The organism is Methylotenera versatilis 301 (assembly GCF_000093025.1).
Taxonomy (GTDB): Bacteria; Pseudomonadota; Gammaproteobacteria; order Burkholderiales; family Methylophilaceae; genus Methylotenera; species Methylotenera versatilis.
Genome location: NC_014207.1, coordinates 2,365,256 through 2,382,567, shown reverse-complemented (window position 1 = coordinate 2,382,567; position 17,312 = coordinate 2,365,256). Strand labels below are relative to the sequence as shown.

Sequence of the window (17,312 nt, the reverse complement as noted above, 5' to 3'; positions counted from 1 at the left end):
GGGTGGCTCGCTTTGTTGGTTAACTAGCTAGTTTAGATAAATCTGCAACACGGTTCATGGTTTGGTGCAAAATCGCCAATAAACCAAGACGGTTCGCTTTAAGCGCAGGGTCGTCAGCATTTACCATGACATTGTCAAAGAAAGCATCCACAGGTGCTTTTAAAGCCGCGAGTGATTTAAGAGATGCTGTGTAATCGCCACTTTCAAACAACTTATCAGCTTCAGGTTTTACTTTGCTTAATGCATCGTTGAGTGCGATTTCAGCTGCTTCTTGCAGTAAGTTAGCATTTACTTCAGCTTTTACTTCGCCTTCAACTTTTTTCAGAATATTACCGACACGTTTGTTAGCGGCGGCTAGGGCAGGGGCTTCTTCCAAAGCTGAAAAGGCACGTACTGCATTTAAACGCTGAGGAATATCACTTAAAATTTCTGGGTTAAGTGAAAGTACTGCCTCTACTTCTTGTGAGTTTGCACCTTGCTCACGTAACATATTAGCAACTCGGTCAGAGAAAAATGCTTTTAATAATTGATAGTTTTCAGCACCAAGTCCTTTAAATGGACGTTCTGCAATGCGAATTAACTCATTAAGAGATAGCTCCAATTTTTTCTCAATTAATATTCTAATAACACCGAGTGCTTGACGGCGTAAACCAAACGGGTCTTTATCACCAGTAGGTTTCTCACCGATACTGAATAAGCCAACTAAGGTTTCTAATTTATCAGCTAAAGCTACAACGACGCCTATTGGATTACGCGGTAACGCGTCACCTGCAAAGCGTGGCTTGTAATGGTCTTCTATAGCGAATGCAATGTCATTTTCCAAGCCTTCATGCTGGGCATAGTAGCGCCCCATAATGCCTTGAAGCTCAGGAAATTCACCAACCATATCTGTCACCAAGTCGGTTTTTGATAGTTTTGCAGCAATTGAAGCTTTCCCTGACAGCGAGTCACCGTAATAAGCATCTTCATTAAGTAAAGCTTTACCTATATCTCTTGCGATTTCACGAACACGCTCAGTACGTTCGCCTTGAGAACCAAGCTTGTTGTGGTAAACCACTTTATTTAAACCCTCTAAGCGGCTTTCCAAAGTTTTCTTACGGTCTTGGTCAAAGAAGAACTTGGCATCAGCAAGGCGTGGGCGAACAACGCGCTCATTACCACCGATGACAGCACTGGCATCATCAGGGCTGATGTTAGAGACAATCAAAAACTTATTGGTTAGCTTGTCGTTAGCATCAAGTAGCGGGAAGTATTTTTGATTTGCCTTCATAGTCAAAATCAAACATTCTTGCGGTACTTCTAGGTAAATTTCTTCAAACTGACCGAGTAGCACATTTGGGCGCTCAACAAGTGCAGTAACTTCGTCGAGCAAGGCTTCATCTTCAATCGGTTTTAGATTTTGTTTAGCTGCGGCAGCGTTGAGTTGACGTACGATTTCTGCACGGCGTTCAGCAAAGCTGGCAATCACTGCGCCTTCGGTTTTCAATTGTTCTGCGTAACTATCTGCGTTTTTTAAAACAACTGGAGAAACTGCAGCTTCAAATCTGTGACCTTGGGTAGCATTACCAGCTGTTAAACCAAGCGCGGTAACCGCAACCACTTCATTACCATGAAGCGCGACTAAGCTATGCGCAGGGCGCACAAAGTTCACGCTCGTCCAGCCATCGGCTAATTGATAAGTCATGACTTTTGGAATCGGCAGTTTTGAGATTGCTTCATTCAATGCGCTTTGCAAGCCATCTTTAAGCGAAACGCCTTTTTGCAACACATCTAAAAACAAAGCTTCATTCTTGCCATCTGCTTGCTTGGTTAAGTTTGCAACAGCGCTTTCGTCCAAGCCCATGCCATTTAGACGCTTGATTAAAGCGGGTGTTGGATTGCCGCTCGCGTCTAAGCCGACGCTAACAGGCATAAGTTTTTGTGTAGAAGTTTTATCTGGCGCGACCGCTAGTATATTTGTTGCATGCACTGCAAGGCGACGTGGAGATGCAAAGGCCGTAACAATTGTGCCAACAGCGGCTAAACCTTGTGATTTAAGCGTTTCAAACAATACGTTTGAAAATGCCTCACCTAGTTTATTCAGGGCTTTCGGCGGTAGTTCTTCTACAAATAATTCTACTAATAAATTTTGCATGCTCATTATTTTTTCGTCATTCCCGCGTAGGCGGGAATCCAGTCAAGTAAGTTGTTCATATAAATCTTGCCATTCAGGATTGTATTGCTCAATCAGGCGTAATTTCCAAATTCTATTCCATTTTTTAAGTGCTTTTTCACGAGAAATCGCTGACTCCATATTTTCGTGAGGTTCATACCATATCAACTGGTGAACTTTATTCTTTTGTGTAAAACCATCTATAGCATTATTTCTATGCTGCCAAACTCGAGTGATCAGGTTTGATGTTACGCCAATATACAGTGTTCCATTTCTACCACTGGCCATCATATAAACACAGGGTTGCATATTTATCTTGCCTAGATTCCCGCCTGCGCGGGAATGACGACACTGGAATTTAAGTTTATGCTGCGGCTTTCTTAGCTAATTCTGTTAATACTTCATCTGCCCAATCTTTGGGTGCCATTGGGAAGCCAAGTCTTGCGCGGCTTTCCAAGTAGCCTGCGGCGACTGAACGGGCTAGATTGCGAATGCGACCAATATAGCCTGCGCGTTCTGTGACTGAAATCGCTCCACGTGCATCTAGCAAATTGAAGGTATGTGCGGCTTTTAGCACTTGCTCGTAAGCAGGTAGTGAAAGTTTTTCTTCAATGAGATGCAAAGCTTGTTTTTCATGTGCCGTGAATGCGGTAAACAAGAAGTCAGCATCTGAGTGTTCAAAGTTATAGGTTGATTGTTCTTTTTCATTTTGCAGATAGACATCGCCGTAGCTCAAACCTGCTGTCCAAGTTAAGTCGTAAACGTTGTCTACGCCTTGTAGATACATTGCCAAGCGCTCTAATCCGTAGGTGATTTCACCTGTAATCGGCTTGCAGTTAATGCCGCCGACTTGTTGAAAGTAGGTGAATTGTGTGACTTCCATACCGTTTAACCAAACTTCCCAACCCAAGCCCCATGCGCCTAGCGTTGGATTTTCCCAGTCATCTTCAACAAAGCGAATGTCGTTCTTTTTTAAATCAAAACCAAGCGCTTCAAGTGAGCCTAAATACAGCTCTAAAATGTCCGCTGGTGCTGGTTTTAACACGACTTGAAATTGGTAGTAATGTTGCAAGCGGTTTGGATTTTCACCATAACGGCCATCTTTTGGGCGACGGCTTGGCTGCACGTAAGCCGCTTTCCATGGCTCTGGGCCTAATGAGCGCAAAAAAGTCGCGGTGTGTGAAGTCCCTGCGCCAACTTCCATGTCGTAAGATTGCAGCAATGCGCAACCTTTATCGCTCCAGTAGTTTTGCAGGGTGAGAATAATTTGTTGAAAAGTGAGTGCCATGGTTTGATTCTAAGGTTCGATTCTAAATGGTTCTAGTCTAATAGATTTAAGTCGTACAGCTTTAAATCGTAGTATTTAAGAAAGTAATGATTTTACTTTGTTTTACGCTTACTTGCCAAAAAATTGGGCAAACAGATGATGGTGAGACCAACCAAGCAAATAATCAGAAACAGCCAGTTGCCCCAACGTACATAAGGCGTACTGCCACTGTAACCTTGCGCCATGCCATTCAACGTAGTTTCAGTAAAATGTGGCGCATGAGCTAACACATTGCCATGCGGGTCGATGATGGCGGTTGCGCCAGTGTTAGTTGCACGTAAAACGGTACGACCAGTTTCTAAAGCGCGGGCTTGTGAGAATTGCATATGCTGATACGCGGCATTGGATTGTCCATACCAAGCGTCATTGCTGGCATTCACCAAAAGTGTGGCGGCGGGTAATTGGCGGATGATTTCTTCGCCAAATACGTCTTCATAACAAATGTTGATGGCGACATTTTCACCAGCGATATTCATAGGTTGTTGGTGAATACTGCCTCTGGTTAAATCACTGAGTGGCATATTAAGCAAATCGCGATAAATCCAGCCGAAAGCCACTTTTAAGGGGATGAACTCGCCAAAAGGTACTAGGTGCGACTTGCGGTAAACTTCAGGTTTGCCGCCATCAATACTCATTACGCTGTTGAAATACTCATCATTTTCATGCTCAACCGCGCCGACTAGAATTGCGCCTTGATTTTTAACCGCATGAGTTTGCAAACGCACGATCAGCTCTTGCGGAATTTGGCTGGAAAGCACAGGCATGGCTGTTTCCGGCATGATGATAAGTTTTGCTTGACTCGCCTCAGCCATGTGAAGGTATAGGCTTAAAGTCTTTTCAGCGACTTCTGGTGACCATTTAATATCTTGCGCGATATTGCCTTGTAGTAACGCCACTTGGATTGGTTTGGATGTTGCCGCAGTCCATTCAACCAGTTTTAGTAGGCAACTTGTCACCAAAATGAGTACCAATAATGCAATCGTGTTACGTTTCCAAATAACAGATGCAGGTTTTTTAGCAAGCCAATAGCCAATCAAACTCGCAATAAACACCGTGATCATAGAAACGCCATACACGCCGATAATCGGCATGTAGCCTGCCAATGGGCTATGCGGCACTTGGCTGTAGCCCATGGTGAGCCACGGAAAGCCAGTGAAAATCCAGCTGCGTGTCCAATCAGCTAATCCCCAAAATATAGGAATGCTGATGAGTAATTGTGAAGATTGAGGCTTTGAGATTTTTACACTGAATGCGCCGACCAGAGCCGTGAATAAGGCCATAAATGCACATAACAAAAATGTAGCTAAACCAGCCGCTGCACCGGGCATATTGCCAAAGTCGTGCAGGCTGATATAAATCCAATAAATACCTGTGCTAAATAATCCTAGGCCATAGATAAAGCCTGACATGGCTGCTTGCTTTGGGGTGCAGTCCTGATGCCAAAAGTAGAATAAGCCTATGAGCGATACAATGCTGAAGGGATAAAAATAGAATGGCGCAAAACCAAGCACGCATAAGGCGCCAAGTAGAAAAACTGTGATTGACCTAATGAATCTATTTTTTATGATTATTTGCATGGGCTGAATTGTAGCTTGATAGCGTCAGATAACAAAAATTTACGATCTAAACACAGTGAAAATATCGTGTCGATTGACATGAAATACCTTTAGAACCTATATTACGGGCTGCTACAACAATTAATTTAATTGGTCATCTTTAATTTTATGGGAGAAACGTATGAGCATGGCATCTGAGTTTAAAGAATTTGCCTTAAAAGGCAATGTAATGGATTTAGCTGTCGGTGTAATTATTGGCGGTGCTTTTGGTAAGATTATTGACTCAATGGTGGGCGATATTATTATGCCTATCATAGGAAAAATCATTGGTAATGTAGATTTTTCAAATATGTATGTCGCACTTAGTGGTCAAGCCGCGGGTTTATCTTTAGCTGATGCTAAAAAGGCAGGCTCAGTGCTTGCTTACGGTAACTTTTTGACTATTTCAATTAACTTCCTGATTTTAGCTTTTGTTATTTTTCAAATGGTTAAAATGATGAACAGAATGAAAAAAGCAGAACCACCTGCAGCGCCAGCACCAACGCCAGAAGACGTTGTGTTGTTACGTGAAATTCGTGATGCATTGAAAAAATAATATTTTGCACAATATTCTGTATTAGTAGAACAATAAAAAAGGGCTTTTAAGCCCTTTTTTTACCACTTAATTTTGAGGTCAGTTTTCATTAGTATCAGATAACACTTCCACCATCACGGTGTGTAAGCGGCGGCTATCTGCCCGAAGCACTCTAAAGCGTAAGCCACTCAGTGTGATTTCATCATCTCGCTTTGGTAGACGACCGAATTGATGTACCACTAAACCGCCGATGGTCGAAAACTCTTCATCACTTAAATCTGTGCCAATAGCTTCGTTAAAATCTGCAATTTCTGTCAGTGCTTTGACGCGATACTGTCCGTCAGCATTTTGAATGATATTGTCTTCATCTTCGTCGTAGTCGTATTCATCTTCAATATCGCCGACGATTTGCTCAAGCACATCTTCAATGGTGACCATGCCTGCTACGCCGCCATATTCGTCAACGACAATCGCAATATGGTTACGATTGCTGCGAAACTCTTTAAGCAGAATATTCAAGCGCTTCGATTCAGGGATGAATACTGCAGGGCGCAGCATATCCCGCACTTCAAAGTCTTCACCGGCGTAATAGCGTAATAAATCCTTGGCTAATAATATGCCGATGACATCGTTTTTGTCATCCTCAATGACAGGAAAGCGCGAGTGGGCGGTTTCAATGACATGTGGTATGAATGTTTCAGGAGGGTCTGTGATGTCGATGACATCCATTTGAGAGCGCGGAATCATGATGTCGCGCACTTGCATTTCACTGACTTGCAGCACACCTTCAATCATGGCGAGCGAGTCTGCATCCATCAAACTGTTTTCGTAAGCGCCGTGCAGTAGCGTTACAAGTTGTTCACGGTCTTCAGGTTCACGTAGTAAAAAGTGACTGAGACGTTCTAACAAGCTTGGCTTGTTATTTAACTTATGATTAGTGGGTTTGTTGCTAGGTTTTTCCGACTCGGCAGCCATTAGTGGCGTCCTATGTAATGAGATAGGGATTAGCATACCCTAATTTTGTGATAATTGCAGTCTCTAAACTTTCCATCAGTTCCGCCTGCGCTTCAACTTCATGGTCATAGCCATGCAAATGCAAAATGCCATGCACCGTTAAATGCGCGTAATGGGCTTCAAGCGGCTTGTTTTGCGCGAGCGCCTCTGCGGCAACCACAGGTGCGCAAATGATAATGTCGCCCATCAGATGTGGTTCTTCAGTGAGCGGAAATGTCAGCACATTGGTCGCATAATCTTTGCCCCGATAGGCTTTATTAAGCTCGCGGCCTTCAGCTTCATCGACGATTCTTATCGCCGCTTCGGTATCAACCCGAATAGCGGCTTTTGCCCATAGTCTAAACTGCGATCTGCTGGGCAAATCATTTAAGGTTGAAGCGTATTGAACTGCCAAATTAAGTGTGGGCATATTGTTTTAAGTTGGCAGTGAGTAGTAGTTGATTAATTGTTATTTGATTGCTGAGTCGGGCAATCTACATACGGATAGCGCACATGCCCAAAACGGATAATAAGAATGGCAATCGCAATTAAGAAAATTGAGCCTGATAGCGCAAACATACGCCATGCATCAATCTCTGCGACTTCCAATACCAAATATCGCGCTAGCGCAATAATGCCGATATATAGTGGATAACGCACAGGTAAGCTGCCAGAGCCAAGATAGTGGTTGAGCATAGACATGACTTCTAGGTATAAAAATAGTAATAGCAAATCACCTACTGTAATCGCACCAGCTAGCCAGATATGCGTAATCGCCTGAAATACTGCAAAAATAGTGGCAAATGCAATGGTAATTAAGACGGTTTGTTCGACATAACCAAGTCCGCGCTGCATGAGTTTGCTAAATTTATTGGGCGTCATTTTTAAACCTGAATCTTCAAATGGAAAATCAATTATACCTTACTACTTGTAAGGTTTTATTTCTCGTTATTTTTCTCGTATTCTTCATAGGCATTGACGATTTTTTGGACCAATGGATGGCGTACTACGTCGGCAGATAAAAAGTGCGTCATGGCGATGCCTTTGATGTCTTTTAACACTTTCTGTGCTTCGACCAAGCCACTTTTTTGGTGGCGCTGTAAGTCAATCTGCGTCACGTCGCCAGTAATCACGGCTTTGGTGCCAAAGCCAATACGCGTTAAAAACATTTTCATCTGTTCAGGCGTTGTGTTTTGCGCTTCATCCAGAATAATAAAGCTTTGGTTGAGCGTACGTCCGCGCATATAAGCCAAAGGCGCAACTTCAATCGCACCGCGCTCAAACATTTTATTCACGGTATCGTAACCCGCTAAGTCATATAGGGCGTCGTATAAAGGGCGTAAATAGGGGTCGACTTTTTGGTTTAAATCGCCCGGTAAAAACCCTAGTTTTTCGCCAGCTTCTACCGCTGGGCGCACTAGAACGATACGTTTTACTCGGTCACGACTCATTGCATCCACTGCGCTGGCAACCGCCAAATACGTTTTACCCGTACCAGCAGGGCCAATGCCAAAAGTGATGTCATGGTCTTGAATCTGCTGTAAATAGGCAATCTGTCTAGGTGTGCGGCCATGTAACTCCGTGCGGCGTGTCATTAAAACCGGGGCGTTTGAAGTGGCTACATCTTCAGGCTTGAGCTTATTGATTTCTACTAAACCCAACTGAATCTCATCAAGACCAATTGGATTCTTAGCACGAATATAAAAACTCTCAATCAACTGCACCGCCAAGCGCATATTGTGCACCTCGCCAGTAAAGCGCATGTGTGCACCACGTCTTGCGATTTGTACTTCTAGCGCATCTTCAATTTGCTTGATATTTTCATCAAGCACGCCGCATAGATTGGCTAAACGTGAGTTGTCTTCTGGGGTTAGGTTGATTTCCATTGCGACTCTAATTTCAATAATTAAACAATTTCGCCGCGTAAGCGTTTAGGATTGCTCACATTGGTAATACGTACGTTCACGAATGTGTGTATCAGGCTCTTATCTCCTGCAATGTCGACAATACGATTATTGTCGGTTTTGCCTGCTAGCTCATTGGCGTTTTTCCATGAGGCGCTTTCAATCAGTACGCGTTGAATGGTGCCCAACATTTGCGTGCTGATGCTTTTACCTAACTCTTCGTTAATCGCTTGCAGCTTTGTTAATCGCGCTAATTTTACTTCTTGTGAAGTTTCGTCAGCGAGGTAAGAGGCTGGTGTACCTGGGCGTGGGCTGTATAAGAAACTAAAGCTGTAATCAAAACCTACGTCTTGCATGAGTTTTGCCGTAGCTTCAAATTCCGCTTCTGATTCACCTGGAAAGCCAATGATAAAGTCGGAAGTGAAAGTAAGGTTCGGGTTTGCCACGCGCAGTTTGCGTATAGTGGATTTAAATTGTAGCGCTGTGTAGTTGCGCTTCATCGCCATCAACACGCGGTCACTGCCAGCTTGTACAGGTAAATGTAATTGCACCGCTAGTTTTGGAATGTTAGCGAAGCAATCGATCAATCGCTGACTCATTTCATTTGGGTGGCTAGTGGTAAAGCGTATGCGTTCCACCTGCGGAATTTCGGCGATGTATTCAATCAACATCGCCAAATCAGCTTCTAAGTCATTATATTGGGCGCGGTAGGCATTCACGTTTTGTCCGAGCAGGGTAATTTCTTTCACGCCTTGTTCAGCCAGTTGTGCGGCTTCAGTCAAAATAGCTTCAAACGGACGCGAGACCTCTTCGCCACGCGTGTAAGGGACTACGCAGAAGCTGCAATATTTACTGCAGCCTTCCATAATGCTAAGAAAAGCACTGGCGCCTTCGATGCGAGGTGGCGGTAAATGGTCAAATTTCTCAATTTCAGGGAAGCTAATATCTACCTGAGAAACACCGCTAGATTGACTACTTTTAATCATGTCAGGCAGGCGATGCAAAGTTTGTGGACCAAATACTACGTCAACATAAGGTGCACGTTTAATGATGTTATCGCCTTCTTGACTCGCCACACAGCCGCCCACGCCAATCACTAAATTAGGATTAGCTTTTTTGAGTGGGATAAAACGTCCAAGATGGCTAAATACTTTATCTTCAGCTTTTTCACGCACGGAGCAGGTGTTGAGCAGAATCACATCAGCATCTTCAGGCGTGAGTGTTTCTACCATGCCGTCGGTCGCATTAAGCATATCAGCCATGCGCGATGAGTCGTACTCGTTCATTTGGCAGCCAAAAGTTTTAATGAACACTTTTTTAGGTGAGTTGCTAATGGGCGTAAGGATGTCTAGTTTTTTTTCAGTGGTTTTCAAGGCTGTTTTTTTGTGGCTGCTTTTCAACAGCCGCGTGCGTTTGTAAAGCATAATTTTAACGCATTTTGCTACACCTAGTACTAATTACCTTGGTCTTATAAAAAGCCTAATCAATGTGCTGCTGACGATTTAAGTATGCGCTAACTTCTTAATCCATTAAAATTACGTTTTTATCTAACTCATCTAAAATTATATCAAGGGTCGTCTATGCACGCAGTGCTTCGTAACAATCTATTTTTTGTTAAAGAACAAGTGGGTATGTTTAAAGCCGCTAACAATTACGATATTTATGACCCTAGCACTAATCAAAAAATAATAGAATGCCGTGAACCTAATCTTGGCATTTTTACCAAGATTTTTCGCTTTACCGATTACAAGCGTATGACGCCCTTTGATGTAGAAGTGCGTACGCCAGAAGGTCAAAATATTCTAAGCGTGAAGCGTGGTTTTTCTATATTCGATTCAAGAGTAGAAGTGTTTGATGAGTTAGGTAAATTAGCTGGTACATTCAGCCGCAAGTTCTTTTCGATTGGCGGTAAGTTTGATGTGCTAGATGCCCAAGGGACGGTGATTTGTACATTACAAGGCAAATGGACTAGCTGGGATTTTAGATTTATGAAAGGCGAAAAAGAGCTCGCTAACGTTTCAAAAAAATGGGCTGGTTTGGGTAAAGAGCTGTTTACCAGTGCAGATAATTATATGCTGACAATTGATAACAGCGTTGCCGCTAATGATACGGCGCGTGTGCTGATTATGGCAGCAGTGTTATGTATCGATATGGTGTTAAAAGAGTAGGTGACTCATCGTCACTCATTAATTCGTAATGTATTAAGTAGCGTATTCAGTTAATCAAGGCATTAAAGGCTAGGCATGCAAGCACTTCCCATTTTTATTAATATTACTAACCGCCGCTGTGTGGTCATCGGCGGTGGCGATGTGGCTGCGCGTAAAGTCACGATGTTACTTAAAGCGAATGCGGCTGTGGAGCTATATTCGCCTGAACTATGCCATGAGCTAAGTGATTTAGCTAGTGCAGAAAAAATCACTCATATCAATGCCAACTTTCAGCCAAGCCAACTTGAAGGGGCATGCTTGGTGATTGCAGCCACGGATGATGAGGCCGTGAATACGGCTGTTTCGCTTGCCGCAAAGGCGCTTAATATCCCAGTGAATGTGGTTGACTCACCTGCTTTGTGCACTTTCACGATGGCATCCATCGTTGAACGCTCACCTATCGTCATTGCCATTTCAAGTGAAGGGAATGCTCCAGTATTAGCGCGTTATATACGTACAAAAATTGAAACCATGTTGCCTGCAAGTTATGGCCGTATCGCTGAAATTGCTGGTGAATTCAGAGATAAAGTCAAAGCAAAGTTTACCACTACGCAGCAACGCCGCATTTTTTGGGAGGGTGTGCTGCAAGGACCGATTGTAGAGCGTATTTTGTCTGGGCAAGATGAGGCGGCAAGAAGAGCGTTAGATGATGTGTTGTCTGATAAAGCAGATCCTAAGCATCATGGAGAAGTCTATTTGGTGGGTGGCGGTCCAGGCGACCCAGATCTGCTCACATTTAGAGCTTTGCGACTTATGCAGCAATGTGATGTTTGTGTCTACGATAAATTAGTCAGCCCAGAAGTGATGGAGTTGGTACGTCGGGATGCAGAGCTGATTTACGTAGGTAAGTCTCGCGATCAGCATACACTTCCACAAGAAGAAATTAACGAGTTATTGGCTAGACTAGCACTAGAAGGTAAACGCGTACTACGCTTAAAGGGCGGCGACCCGTTTATTTTCGGGCGAGGTGGCGAAGAAATTGAAACCTTGATGCAACGCGGCGTACCATTTCAGGTGGTGCCAGGTATTACCGCAGCAAATGGTGTTTCTAGCTATGCTGGTATCCCACTTACACATCGAGATTATGCGCAGGCTTGTCTGTTCATTACAGGCCATTTAAAAGAAGGGAATGTAGACCTTGATTGGGTAGCGATGTCGCGCCCTCGCCAAACCGTTGTGATTTATATGGGCTTGGTTGGAATGGAAAAGATTTGCGAGCAACTCATTGCCCATGGTGTATCGCCAGATATGCCTGCCGCAGTGGTTCAGCAAGGCACCACACAAAAGCAGCGCGTGGTTGTGGCAACGCTTAAAGATTTAGCTGCGAAAGTTAAAGAGGCGCAAATAAAAGCGCCATGTCTGACAATTATCGGCGAAGTCGTTCACTTGCGTGAGCGTTTGAATTGGTTTGAACCAGGCGCTAATTAACTAGGTGCCAACCACAATATGAATTGAAAGTTTGAAGGGTTTATTCCCCTTAGCTGGTAATTTGCATCACCTATATTTACTGTTAGTATTTACGTCTTAATATTCGGTCGGCATGACAATAATGTTACTTCGTAATAGGTACATTCTGCTCGTTACAATTAGCTACTTCGTGCTGGCGTTGCTATGGATATTTCTATCGGATCAGCTCTTATCAATTTTTACCGACATTAACTCTATCGTCTGGCTGTCAACAGCAAAAGGCGTCTTCTTTGTATTCGCTTCAGCCTTAGGTTTTTTCTTTGCTCTACGCGCAATGCCTTTATCAAATGATGCAAGCAATCTACGCCTGCAAGACGTCGTATTCTCAGGTGTTTTGTTTGAACGCAGATCCGCTTGGCTCACTTACGTATTTGCTATTATTGTAACTTTGCTGATGCTGTTTGTACGCATGCATATGGGACTGAATGCGGATCACCGACCGCTCATGATCTTGTTCATGCTGCCAATTCTATTAAGTGCATTACTTGGAGGCTTGGGCCCAGGTTTACTGGCTACCTTTTTAGCTTCAATTGGCACCGACTACTTAGTGATTCAGCCCTTACATAGCTTTGAAATTTCAGATAAATACGACTTGATTCAATGGAGCACACTGATTTTTAGTGGGCTGATATTGAGTATATTTAGTGAAATGTTAATGCGTATGAGGGCGAGGGCGGAAAATAATCTCAAGTTGCTCAATGTCGCGGTATCTGGCACAGCAGATGCGGTTTTCGTTAAAGATAAGATAGGGCGCTACCTCATTGTGAATCAGGCAGCGGCCAATTTTGCTGGCATGCCCATGGCCGAAATACTAGGAAAAGACGATTACTTCCTTTTTCCAGAAAGCTCAGCTAAAGCCGTGATGCTGCAAGATCAAAAGGTTATGGACAGCAGACGTACGCAAAGTCACGAGGAGAGTGTAGTCTCGTTTGGTGGTAAATCTATGGTTTTTGATGTGACCAAAGGGCCAATGTTTGATGCGGCGGGGAATGTGATTGGTCTATTTGGTATCTCACGTGATATTACTGAGCGTAAGCAGGCTGAGATTAACTTACAGATTGCGGCAGTAGCATTTGAGTCTCAAAATTCAGTAATGATTACGGATGCTTCACTCAATATACTCAGAGTGAATAAAGCGTTTACCGATATTTTCGGATACACCGCAGAAGAGGCGGTAGGTAAAACTGCTAAGTTACTGAGGTCCGGCTCACAAGATGCTGATTTTTATGAGCATATATGGCATGAGGTTAATACGACTGGCTCATGGCAAGGTGAAATTTTAAATCGTCATAAAAATGGTCAGTTGCTTTCTAATTTGCTTTCGATCTCTGTCGTTAAAAGCAAAGATGGTGTTGTTACCCATTATGTAGGCTCTCATGTCGACATTACTGAGCGAAAGGCTGCTGCTGATAAAATACTTCATATTGCTTTTCATGACTTACTCACTCAGCTACCTAACCGACAACTTTTCAATGATAGGCTCAAGCAAGCGATAGCCTCTAGTGCGCGTACCTCTCAAATTGGCGCGTTGCTACTGATAGACTTAGATAACTTTAAGACGCTGAATGATACGCTAGGGCATGATATAGGTGATTTGTTACTTCAGCAGGTTGCAGAGCGCCTTAATTTAAATGTACGTGAAGGTGATACTGTCGCCCGCCTTGGTGGCGATGAGTTTGTTATTTTATTAGAAGACCTTAGTGATAATGCATTAGATGCAGCCACTTCTGCAGAAGTGTTGGGTGATAAAATTTTAGTTGCACTTAATCAGCCATACGTACTTGGTTCAAATCATTATCACACTACGTCTAGTATTGGTGTAACTATGTTTGAAGGACACCAGTTGATGATAGCGGACCTTCTAAAACAGGCTGATATTTCTATGTATCAGGCTAAGAAGGCTGGGCGCAATACGTTACGCTTCTTTGACCCAAAAATGCAAGAGGCTTTTAATATTCGAGCCACGTTGGAAATAGAGCTTCGGAGAGCTCTTGAAAGTAAGCAGTTTCAATTGTATTACCAAGTGCAAGTCGATCAATTGGCACGTCCATTTGGGGCAGAGGTTTTAATTCGCTGGATACATCCTGAGCGTGGCATGATTTCTCCATTAGACTTTATCCCACTTGCGGAAGAAACGGGTTTGATTTTACCTATTGGAGAATGGGTTCTCGATACGGCTTGTGCTCAGCTTGAGGTTTGGCAAAAGGAAAAATCGACAAAAAACCTGACGTTATCAGTGAATGTTAGCGCCAAGCAGTTTAGCCAAGCAGATTTTGTGCGGCAAGTTCAAGCTAAGCTGAGTCGATACAATGTTAAGCCGCAACATCTGAAATTGGAGCTAACCGAAAGCATCTTGCTAGAGCATGTCGATAACATCGTCATTTCTATGGTTGCTTTAGAATCTATAGGCGTGCAGTTCTCGTTAGATGATTTTGGTACAGGGTATTCATCTTTACAGTATTTAAAAATGTTGCCATTGAACCAGCTCAAAATCGACCAATCATTTGTTCGTGATATTGTTGAGGATAGCAATGATAGATCTATCGTCGGTACAATTATTGCCATGGCGAAGAACTTAGGTTTTGAAGTGATTGCCGAAGGCGTTGAAACTGAAGCACAGAAAGAGCTTCTGCTAAGTAAAGGATGTCAACACTTTCAAGGATACTTGTTTGGCAAGCCTATGCCTATTGAGCAGTTTGGTAGTTTATTAAAGTTAAAATAACAATAACAATAACAATAACAATAACGCGCGAGTTATTAGCTTTTAATTGGAATACTTAGTCTTGCTTCTAAACCACCTTCTGGGCGGTTAATTAACTCTAGTTTGCCATGATGTAATTTGGCAATGCGGTCCGCAATCGCTAAACCTAAGCCGCTACCACCTGCATTGCTACGTGCGGTATCTAGTCTTTCAAATGGGCGTAGTAGCTTTTGTAAGTGGCTTTCAGGAATCCCAGGGCCGTTATCAAACACACTTATCACAATATGTTCAGCCGTGACTTTGCCTGCTATGCGTGCTTGCCCTTTGCCATAGGCATAAGCATTCCCTACTAAATTGTCCAACAAGCGTTGCATGGCTAATGGCTTGATGGGAATGAAGTAAGTGGGCGCTAACTGCACTACTAAGTCACGCCCAGCGCGGAGTTGTCTGTCATGCACAGCTTGTAATAAGGTGTTGATGTCTATCATTTGTGTGGGCTCGCCTTCGACACCTTTCACAAAATCTAGAAACTGATGAATGATGTTATCCATGTCGGCAATGTCTTGTATCATGCCGTTTTTTAGGCTGCCGCAACCCTCGTCGGGTAACATTTCGACGGATAAACGCAACCTTGCTAGTGGCGTACGAATGTCATGTGAAACACCTGCAAGGATCAAGGTTCTTTCTGCATCAAGCTCAGCTAAAGAATCTGCCATTTTATTAAAAGTTTCATTCACTTCACGTAACTCAGCAAAGCTGCCTTCAGGCAATTTTTCAGGTTGTTCGCCTTTACGTAGTCTATTAGCAGCATTCATTAATAGGTGCATGGGTCGATTAATCCGCAAGGCAATAAAGTAGCCACCTGCTAGTGAGAGCAGCAATATCAATGCCCCCCAACCTAACCACTGCCATGGAAAGCGACGCTCAACATGCAGTTTAGGAATGACTACCCAAAAATCATCTTGCCCGATATTAAAGCTCACCCAAAGTCCCTGAACGCCATAGTGGTTGACGGTAATAATCGTTTCTACGCCTAGTCTTTCCTTAATCTTTTCAGCCACCATATTGATAAATGGGTCAGGAGGTAGAGGTTCAATGTCCTCCATAAAATCGGCGTAATAAACGCGCACGCCCTCTTTACCTGTGAGTTCAGAAAGCAAAGCTAAGCGCAGATTGTCTTGTGAGGCAATCAGCGATGCACGGGTGTAGTTCACTACGGTAACCGCTTGCAAGGCTGTGGCCTCTGCGCGAGGTTCGCGTTCAAAATACTCAAAGATTTGCAATGAAGCAATTTGCCCAATGGCTAGTAAAAAAGCAATGAGCAACATGCCTCGTGCGAGCAATGTTTTAGGTAGAAAAGTGAATTTCAAACTGAGTGTTCTGTAATTGGTTTAGTCATGTTTTGAAAGACAAAAGTATTTATGAATAATTCAGACGCAACTAATCGCCCTCGCTATTTAATTAACTTTTGCTAATCAATCTTGGCCTTAGTCAACTTCGCCATCAGGAATAAACACATAACCGAACCCCCACATAGTTTGTAAGTAGCGTGGGTGCGCGGCATCAGGTTCAATCAGCTTGCGTAAACGTGATACTTGCACATCAATGCTGCGGTCAAATACATCTAGTTCACGTCCACGTGCAAGTTGCATCAGTCTATCGCGAGATAGCGGCTGACGGGGATGGTCCACAAATACTTTCAGCAAGGCAAACTCGCCGCTGGTAATAGTGACAGAAGCACCGTCTTTGCTCAGTGAGCGGGTAGACGCATTAAATATAAATTCGCCAATTGTCACGCTGTCGGTATTCGCGGCAGGTGCACTTGGTTGTAAGCGCTCATGTCTGCGCATCACTGCGTTAATTCTGGCGAGCAATTCACGCGGATTAAATGGTTTCGGTAAATAATCATCAGCACCCATTTCTAAGCCAATAATTCTATCAACTTCATCACCGCGTGCTGTCAGCATCACAATGGGTAACAAAGTGCCAGATCCACGCACTCTACGACAAATAGACAAGCCGTCTTCACCAGGTAGCATTAAATCTAGCACTAACAGATCTACAGGTTCAGCCGCTAAAACGACATCCATCTCTTTAGCATCAGAAGCCACTTTCACTGTAAAACCTTGCTCCGTCAGGTAGCGCTGCAATAACTCACGTAAGCGCACATCATCATCAACTACTAATATTTTTTTATTTTGATCAACCATAGTTATTTAGCTCGCGTCTTGTTATTCAGTTAATTGAAATTGACTTTTAATGCAAATATGATGAAACTAAGTTTAATGTTACTTTGTCAAAAATCAGAATATTAAACCATTACAAAGTGTAAGCTAAATTGAGTGAATTTAAAATAACGCCATAAATTAAATCAGGCAAACTCAACTTAGCTTTAGGGGCTATAAATGACCACTTTTTTATCGTTACAATT

15 protein-coding genes are annotated in these 17,312 nt (G+C 43.3%); 4 read left to right on the top strand and 11 right to left on the bottom strand.

The annotated features are described in order from the left end of the window. Positions 1 to 19 precede the first annotated feature (19 nt). The 4 genes from glyS to lnt all read right to left on the bottom strand — a co-directional run bounded on the left by glyS (position 20) and on the right by lnt (position 5,056). A complete protein-coding gene (gene glyS, locus M301_RS10830) occupies positions 20 to 2,140 on the bottom strand; it encodes a glycine--tRNA ligase subunit beta (protein ID WP_013148821.1) in 2,121 nt (706 codons plus the stop codon). A 36-nt stretch (positions 2,141 to 2,176) separates the two neighbouring features. Further along, a complete protein-coding gene (locus M301_RS10825; protein WP_013148820.1) occupies positions 2,177 to 2,461 on the bottom strand; it encodes a GIY-YIG nuclease family protein in 285 nt (94 codons plus the stop codon). A gap of 55 nt (positions 2,462 to 2,516) precedes the next feature. Beyond that, positions 2,517 to 3,440 carry a glycine--tRNA ligase subunit alpha gene (glyQ, locus tag M301_RS10820; protein ID WP_013148819.1) on the bottom strand — a complete coding sequence of 308 codons (924 nt, stop codon included), beginning with the start codon at positions 3,438 to 3,440 and terminating at the stop codon, positions 2,517 to 2,519. 92 nt (positions 3,441 to 3,532) lie between these two features. Then, positions 3,533 to 5,056: an apolipoprotein N-acyltransferase gene (gene lnt, locus M301_RS10815; RefSeq protein ID WP_013148818.1), complete on the bottom strand. Its 1,524-nt coding sequence runs from the start codon at positions 5,054 to 5,056 to the stop codon at positions 3,533 to 3,535. A gap of 160 nt (positions 5,057 to 5,216) precedes the next feature. Between lnt and mscL the strand changes: the two genes are divergently transcribed. Continuing rightward, positions 5,217 to 5,630: a large conductance mechanosensitive channel protein MscL gene (mscL, locus tag M301_RS10810; protein WP_013148817.1), complete on the top strand. Its 414-nt coding sequence runs from the start codon at positions 5,217 to 5,219 to the stop codon at positions 5,628 to 5,630. 78 nt (positions 5,631 to 5,708) lie between these two features. Here mscL and M301_RS10805 read toward each other — a convergent pair whose 3' ends face one another. From M301_RS10805 to miaB, 5 genes are read right to left on the bottom strand one after another with little or no spacing between them, the layout of a single operon-like run. Beyond that, positions 5,709 to 6,584 carry an HlyC/CorC family transporter gene (locus M301_RS10805; RefSeq protein WP_013148816.1) on the bottom strand — a complete coding sequence of 292 codons (876 nt, stop codon included), beginning with the start codon at positions 6,582 to 6,584 and terminating at the stop codon, positions 5,709 to 5,711. A gap of 10 nt (positions 6,585 to 6,594) precedes the next feature. Further along, a complete protein-coding gene (gene ybeY / locus M301_RS10800; protein ID WP_013148815.1) occupies positions 6,595 to 7,032 on the bottom strand; it encodes an rRNA maturation RNase YbeY in 438 nt (145 codons plus the stop codon). A 32-nt stretch (positions 7,033 to 7,064) separates the two neighbouring features. Beyond that, positions 7,065 to 7,484: a phosphate-starvation-inducible PsiE family protein gene (locus M301_RS10795; RefSeq protein WP_013148814.1), complete on the bottom strand. Its 420-nt coding sequence runs from the start codon at positions 7,482 to 7,484 to the stop codon at positions 7,065 to 7,067. Between the two features lie 56 nt (positions 7,485 to 7,540). Beyond that, positions 7,541 to 8,488 (bottom strand): PhoH family protein, encoded by a 948-nt coding sequence (locus tag M301_RS10790; RefSeq protein ID WP_013148813.1) that lies wholly within the window; start codon positions 8,486 to 8,488, stop codon positions 7,541 to 7,543. Between the two features lie 20 nt (positions 8,489 to 8,508). Continuing rightward, a complete protein-coding gene (gene miaB, locus M301_RS10785; RefSeq protein ID WP_013148812.1) occupies positions 8,509 to 9,879 on the bottom strand; it encodes a tRNA (N6-isopentenyl adenosine(37)-C2)-methylthiotransferase MiaB in 1,371 nt (456 codons plus the stop codon). Between the two features lie 207 nt (positions 9,880 to 10,086). Between miaB and M301_RS10780 the strand changes: the two genes are divergently transcribed. The 3 genes from M301_RS10780 to M301_RS10770 all read left to right on the top strand — a co-directional run bounded on the left by M301_RS10780 (position 10,087) and on the right by M301_RS10770 (position 14,902). Then, positions 10,087 to 10,674 carry an LURP-one-related family protein gene (locus M301_RS10780; protein ID WP_013148811.1) on the top strand — a complete coding sequence of 196 codons (588 nt, stop codon included), beginning with the start codon at positions 10,087 to 10,089 and terminating at the stop codon, positions 10,672 to 10,674. Positions 10,675 to 10,749: 75 nt separating this feature from the next. Next, entirely contained in the window at positions 10,750 to 12,141 is a 1,392-nt protein-coding gene (gene cysG / locus M301_RS10775) for a siroheme synthase CysG (RefSeq protein WP_013148810.1), read from the top strand. A gap of 121 nt (positions 12,142 to 12,262) precedes the next feature. Further along, positions 12,263 to 14,902 (top strand): EAL domain-containing protein, encoded by a 2,640-nt coding sequence (locus tag M301_RS10770; RefSeq protein WP_013148809.1) that lies wholly within the window; start codon positions 12,263 to 12,265, stop codon positions 14,900 to 14,902. Between the two features lie 35 nt (positions 14,903 to 14,937). On the opposite strand, the gene M301_RS10765 is transcribed toward M301_RS10770, so the two are convergent. Both M301_RS10765 and ompR read right to left on the bottom strand, forming a co-directional pair. Further along, positions 14,938 to 16,251, bottom strand: a complete 1,314-nt coding sequence (locus M301_RS10765) for an ATP-binding protein (protein ID WP_013148808.1) — start codon at positions 16,249 to 16,251, stop codon at positions 14,938 to 14,940. A 117-nt stretch (positions 16,252 to 16,368) separates the two neighbouring features. Next, positions 16,369 to 17,091: an osmolarity response regulator transcription factor OmpR gene (gene ompR, locus M301_RS10760; RefSeq protein ID WP_013148807.1), complete on the bottom strand. Its 723-nt coding sequence runs from the start codon at positions 17,089 to 17,091 to the stop codon at positions 16,369 to 16,371. Between the last annotated feature and the right edge of the window lie 221 nt (positions 17,092 to 17,312).

Bases quoted from the DNA above. Each gene is read 5' to 3' on its own strand.
- M301_RS10770 (WP_013148809.1), top strand. From the start codon at position 12,263: ATGTTACTTCGTAATAGGTACATTCTGCTCGTTACAATTAGCTACTTC.
- M301_RS10825 (WP_013148820.1), bottom strand. From the start codon at position 2,461: ATGCAACCCTGTGTTTATATGATGGCCAGTGGTAGAAATGGAACACTG.
- M301_RS10790 (WP_013148813.1), bottom strand. From the start codon at position 8,488: ATGGAAATCAACCTAACCCCAGAAGACAACTCACGTTTAGCCAATCTA.
- ompR (WP_013148807.1), bottom strand. From the start codon at position 17,091: ATGGTTGATCAAAATAAAAAAATATTAGTAGTTGATGATGATGTGCGC.
- lnt (WP_013148818.1), bottom strand. From the start codon at position 5,056: ATGCAAATAATCATAAAAAATAGATTCATTAGGTCAATCACAGTTTTT.
- glyQ (WP_013148819.1), bottom strand. From the start codon at position 3,440: ATGGCACTCACTTTTCAACAAATTATTCTCACCCTGCAAAACTACTGG.
- M301_RS10780 (WP_013148811.1), top strand. From the start codon at position 10,087: ATGCACGCAGTGCTTCGTAACAATCTATTTTTTGTTAAAGAACAAGTG.
- mscL (WP_013148817.1), top strand. From the start codon at position 5,217: ATGAGCATGGCATCTGAGTTTAAAGAATTTGCCTTAAAAGGCAATGTA.
- M301_RS10805 (WP_013148816.1), bottom strand. From the start codon at position 6,584: ATGGCTGCCGAGTCGGAAAAACCTAGCAACAAACCCACTAATCATAAG.
- M301_RS10795 (WP_013148814.1), bottom strand. From the start codon at position 7,484: ATGACGCCCAATAAATTTAGCAAACTCATGCAGCGCGGACTTGGTTAT.
- cysG (WP_013148810.1), top strand. From the start codon at position 10,750: ATGCAAGCACTTCCCATTTTTATTAATATTACTAACCGCCGCTGTGTG.
- glyS (WP_013148821.1), bottom strand. From the start codon at position 2,140: ATGAGCATGCAAAATTTATTAGTAGAATTATTTGTAGAAGAACTACCG.
- ybeY (WP_013148815.1), bottom strand. From the start codon at position 7,032: ATGCCCACACTTAATTTGGCAGTTCAATACGCTTCAACCTTAAATGAT.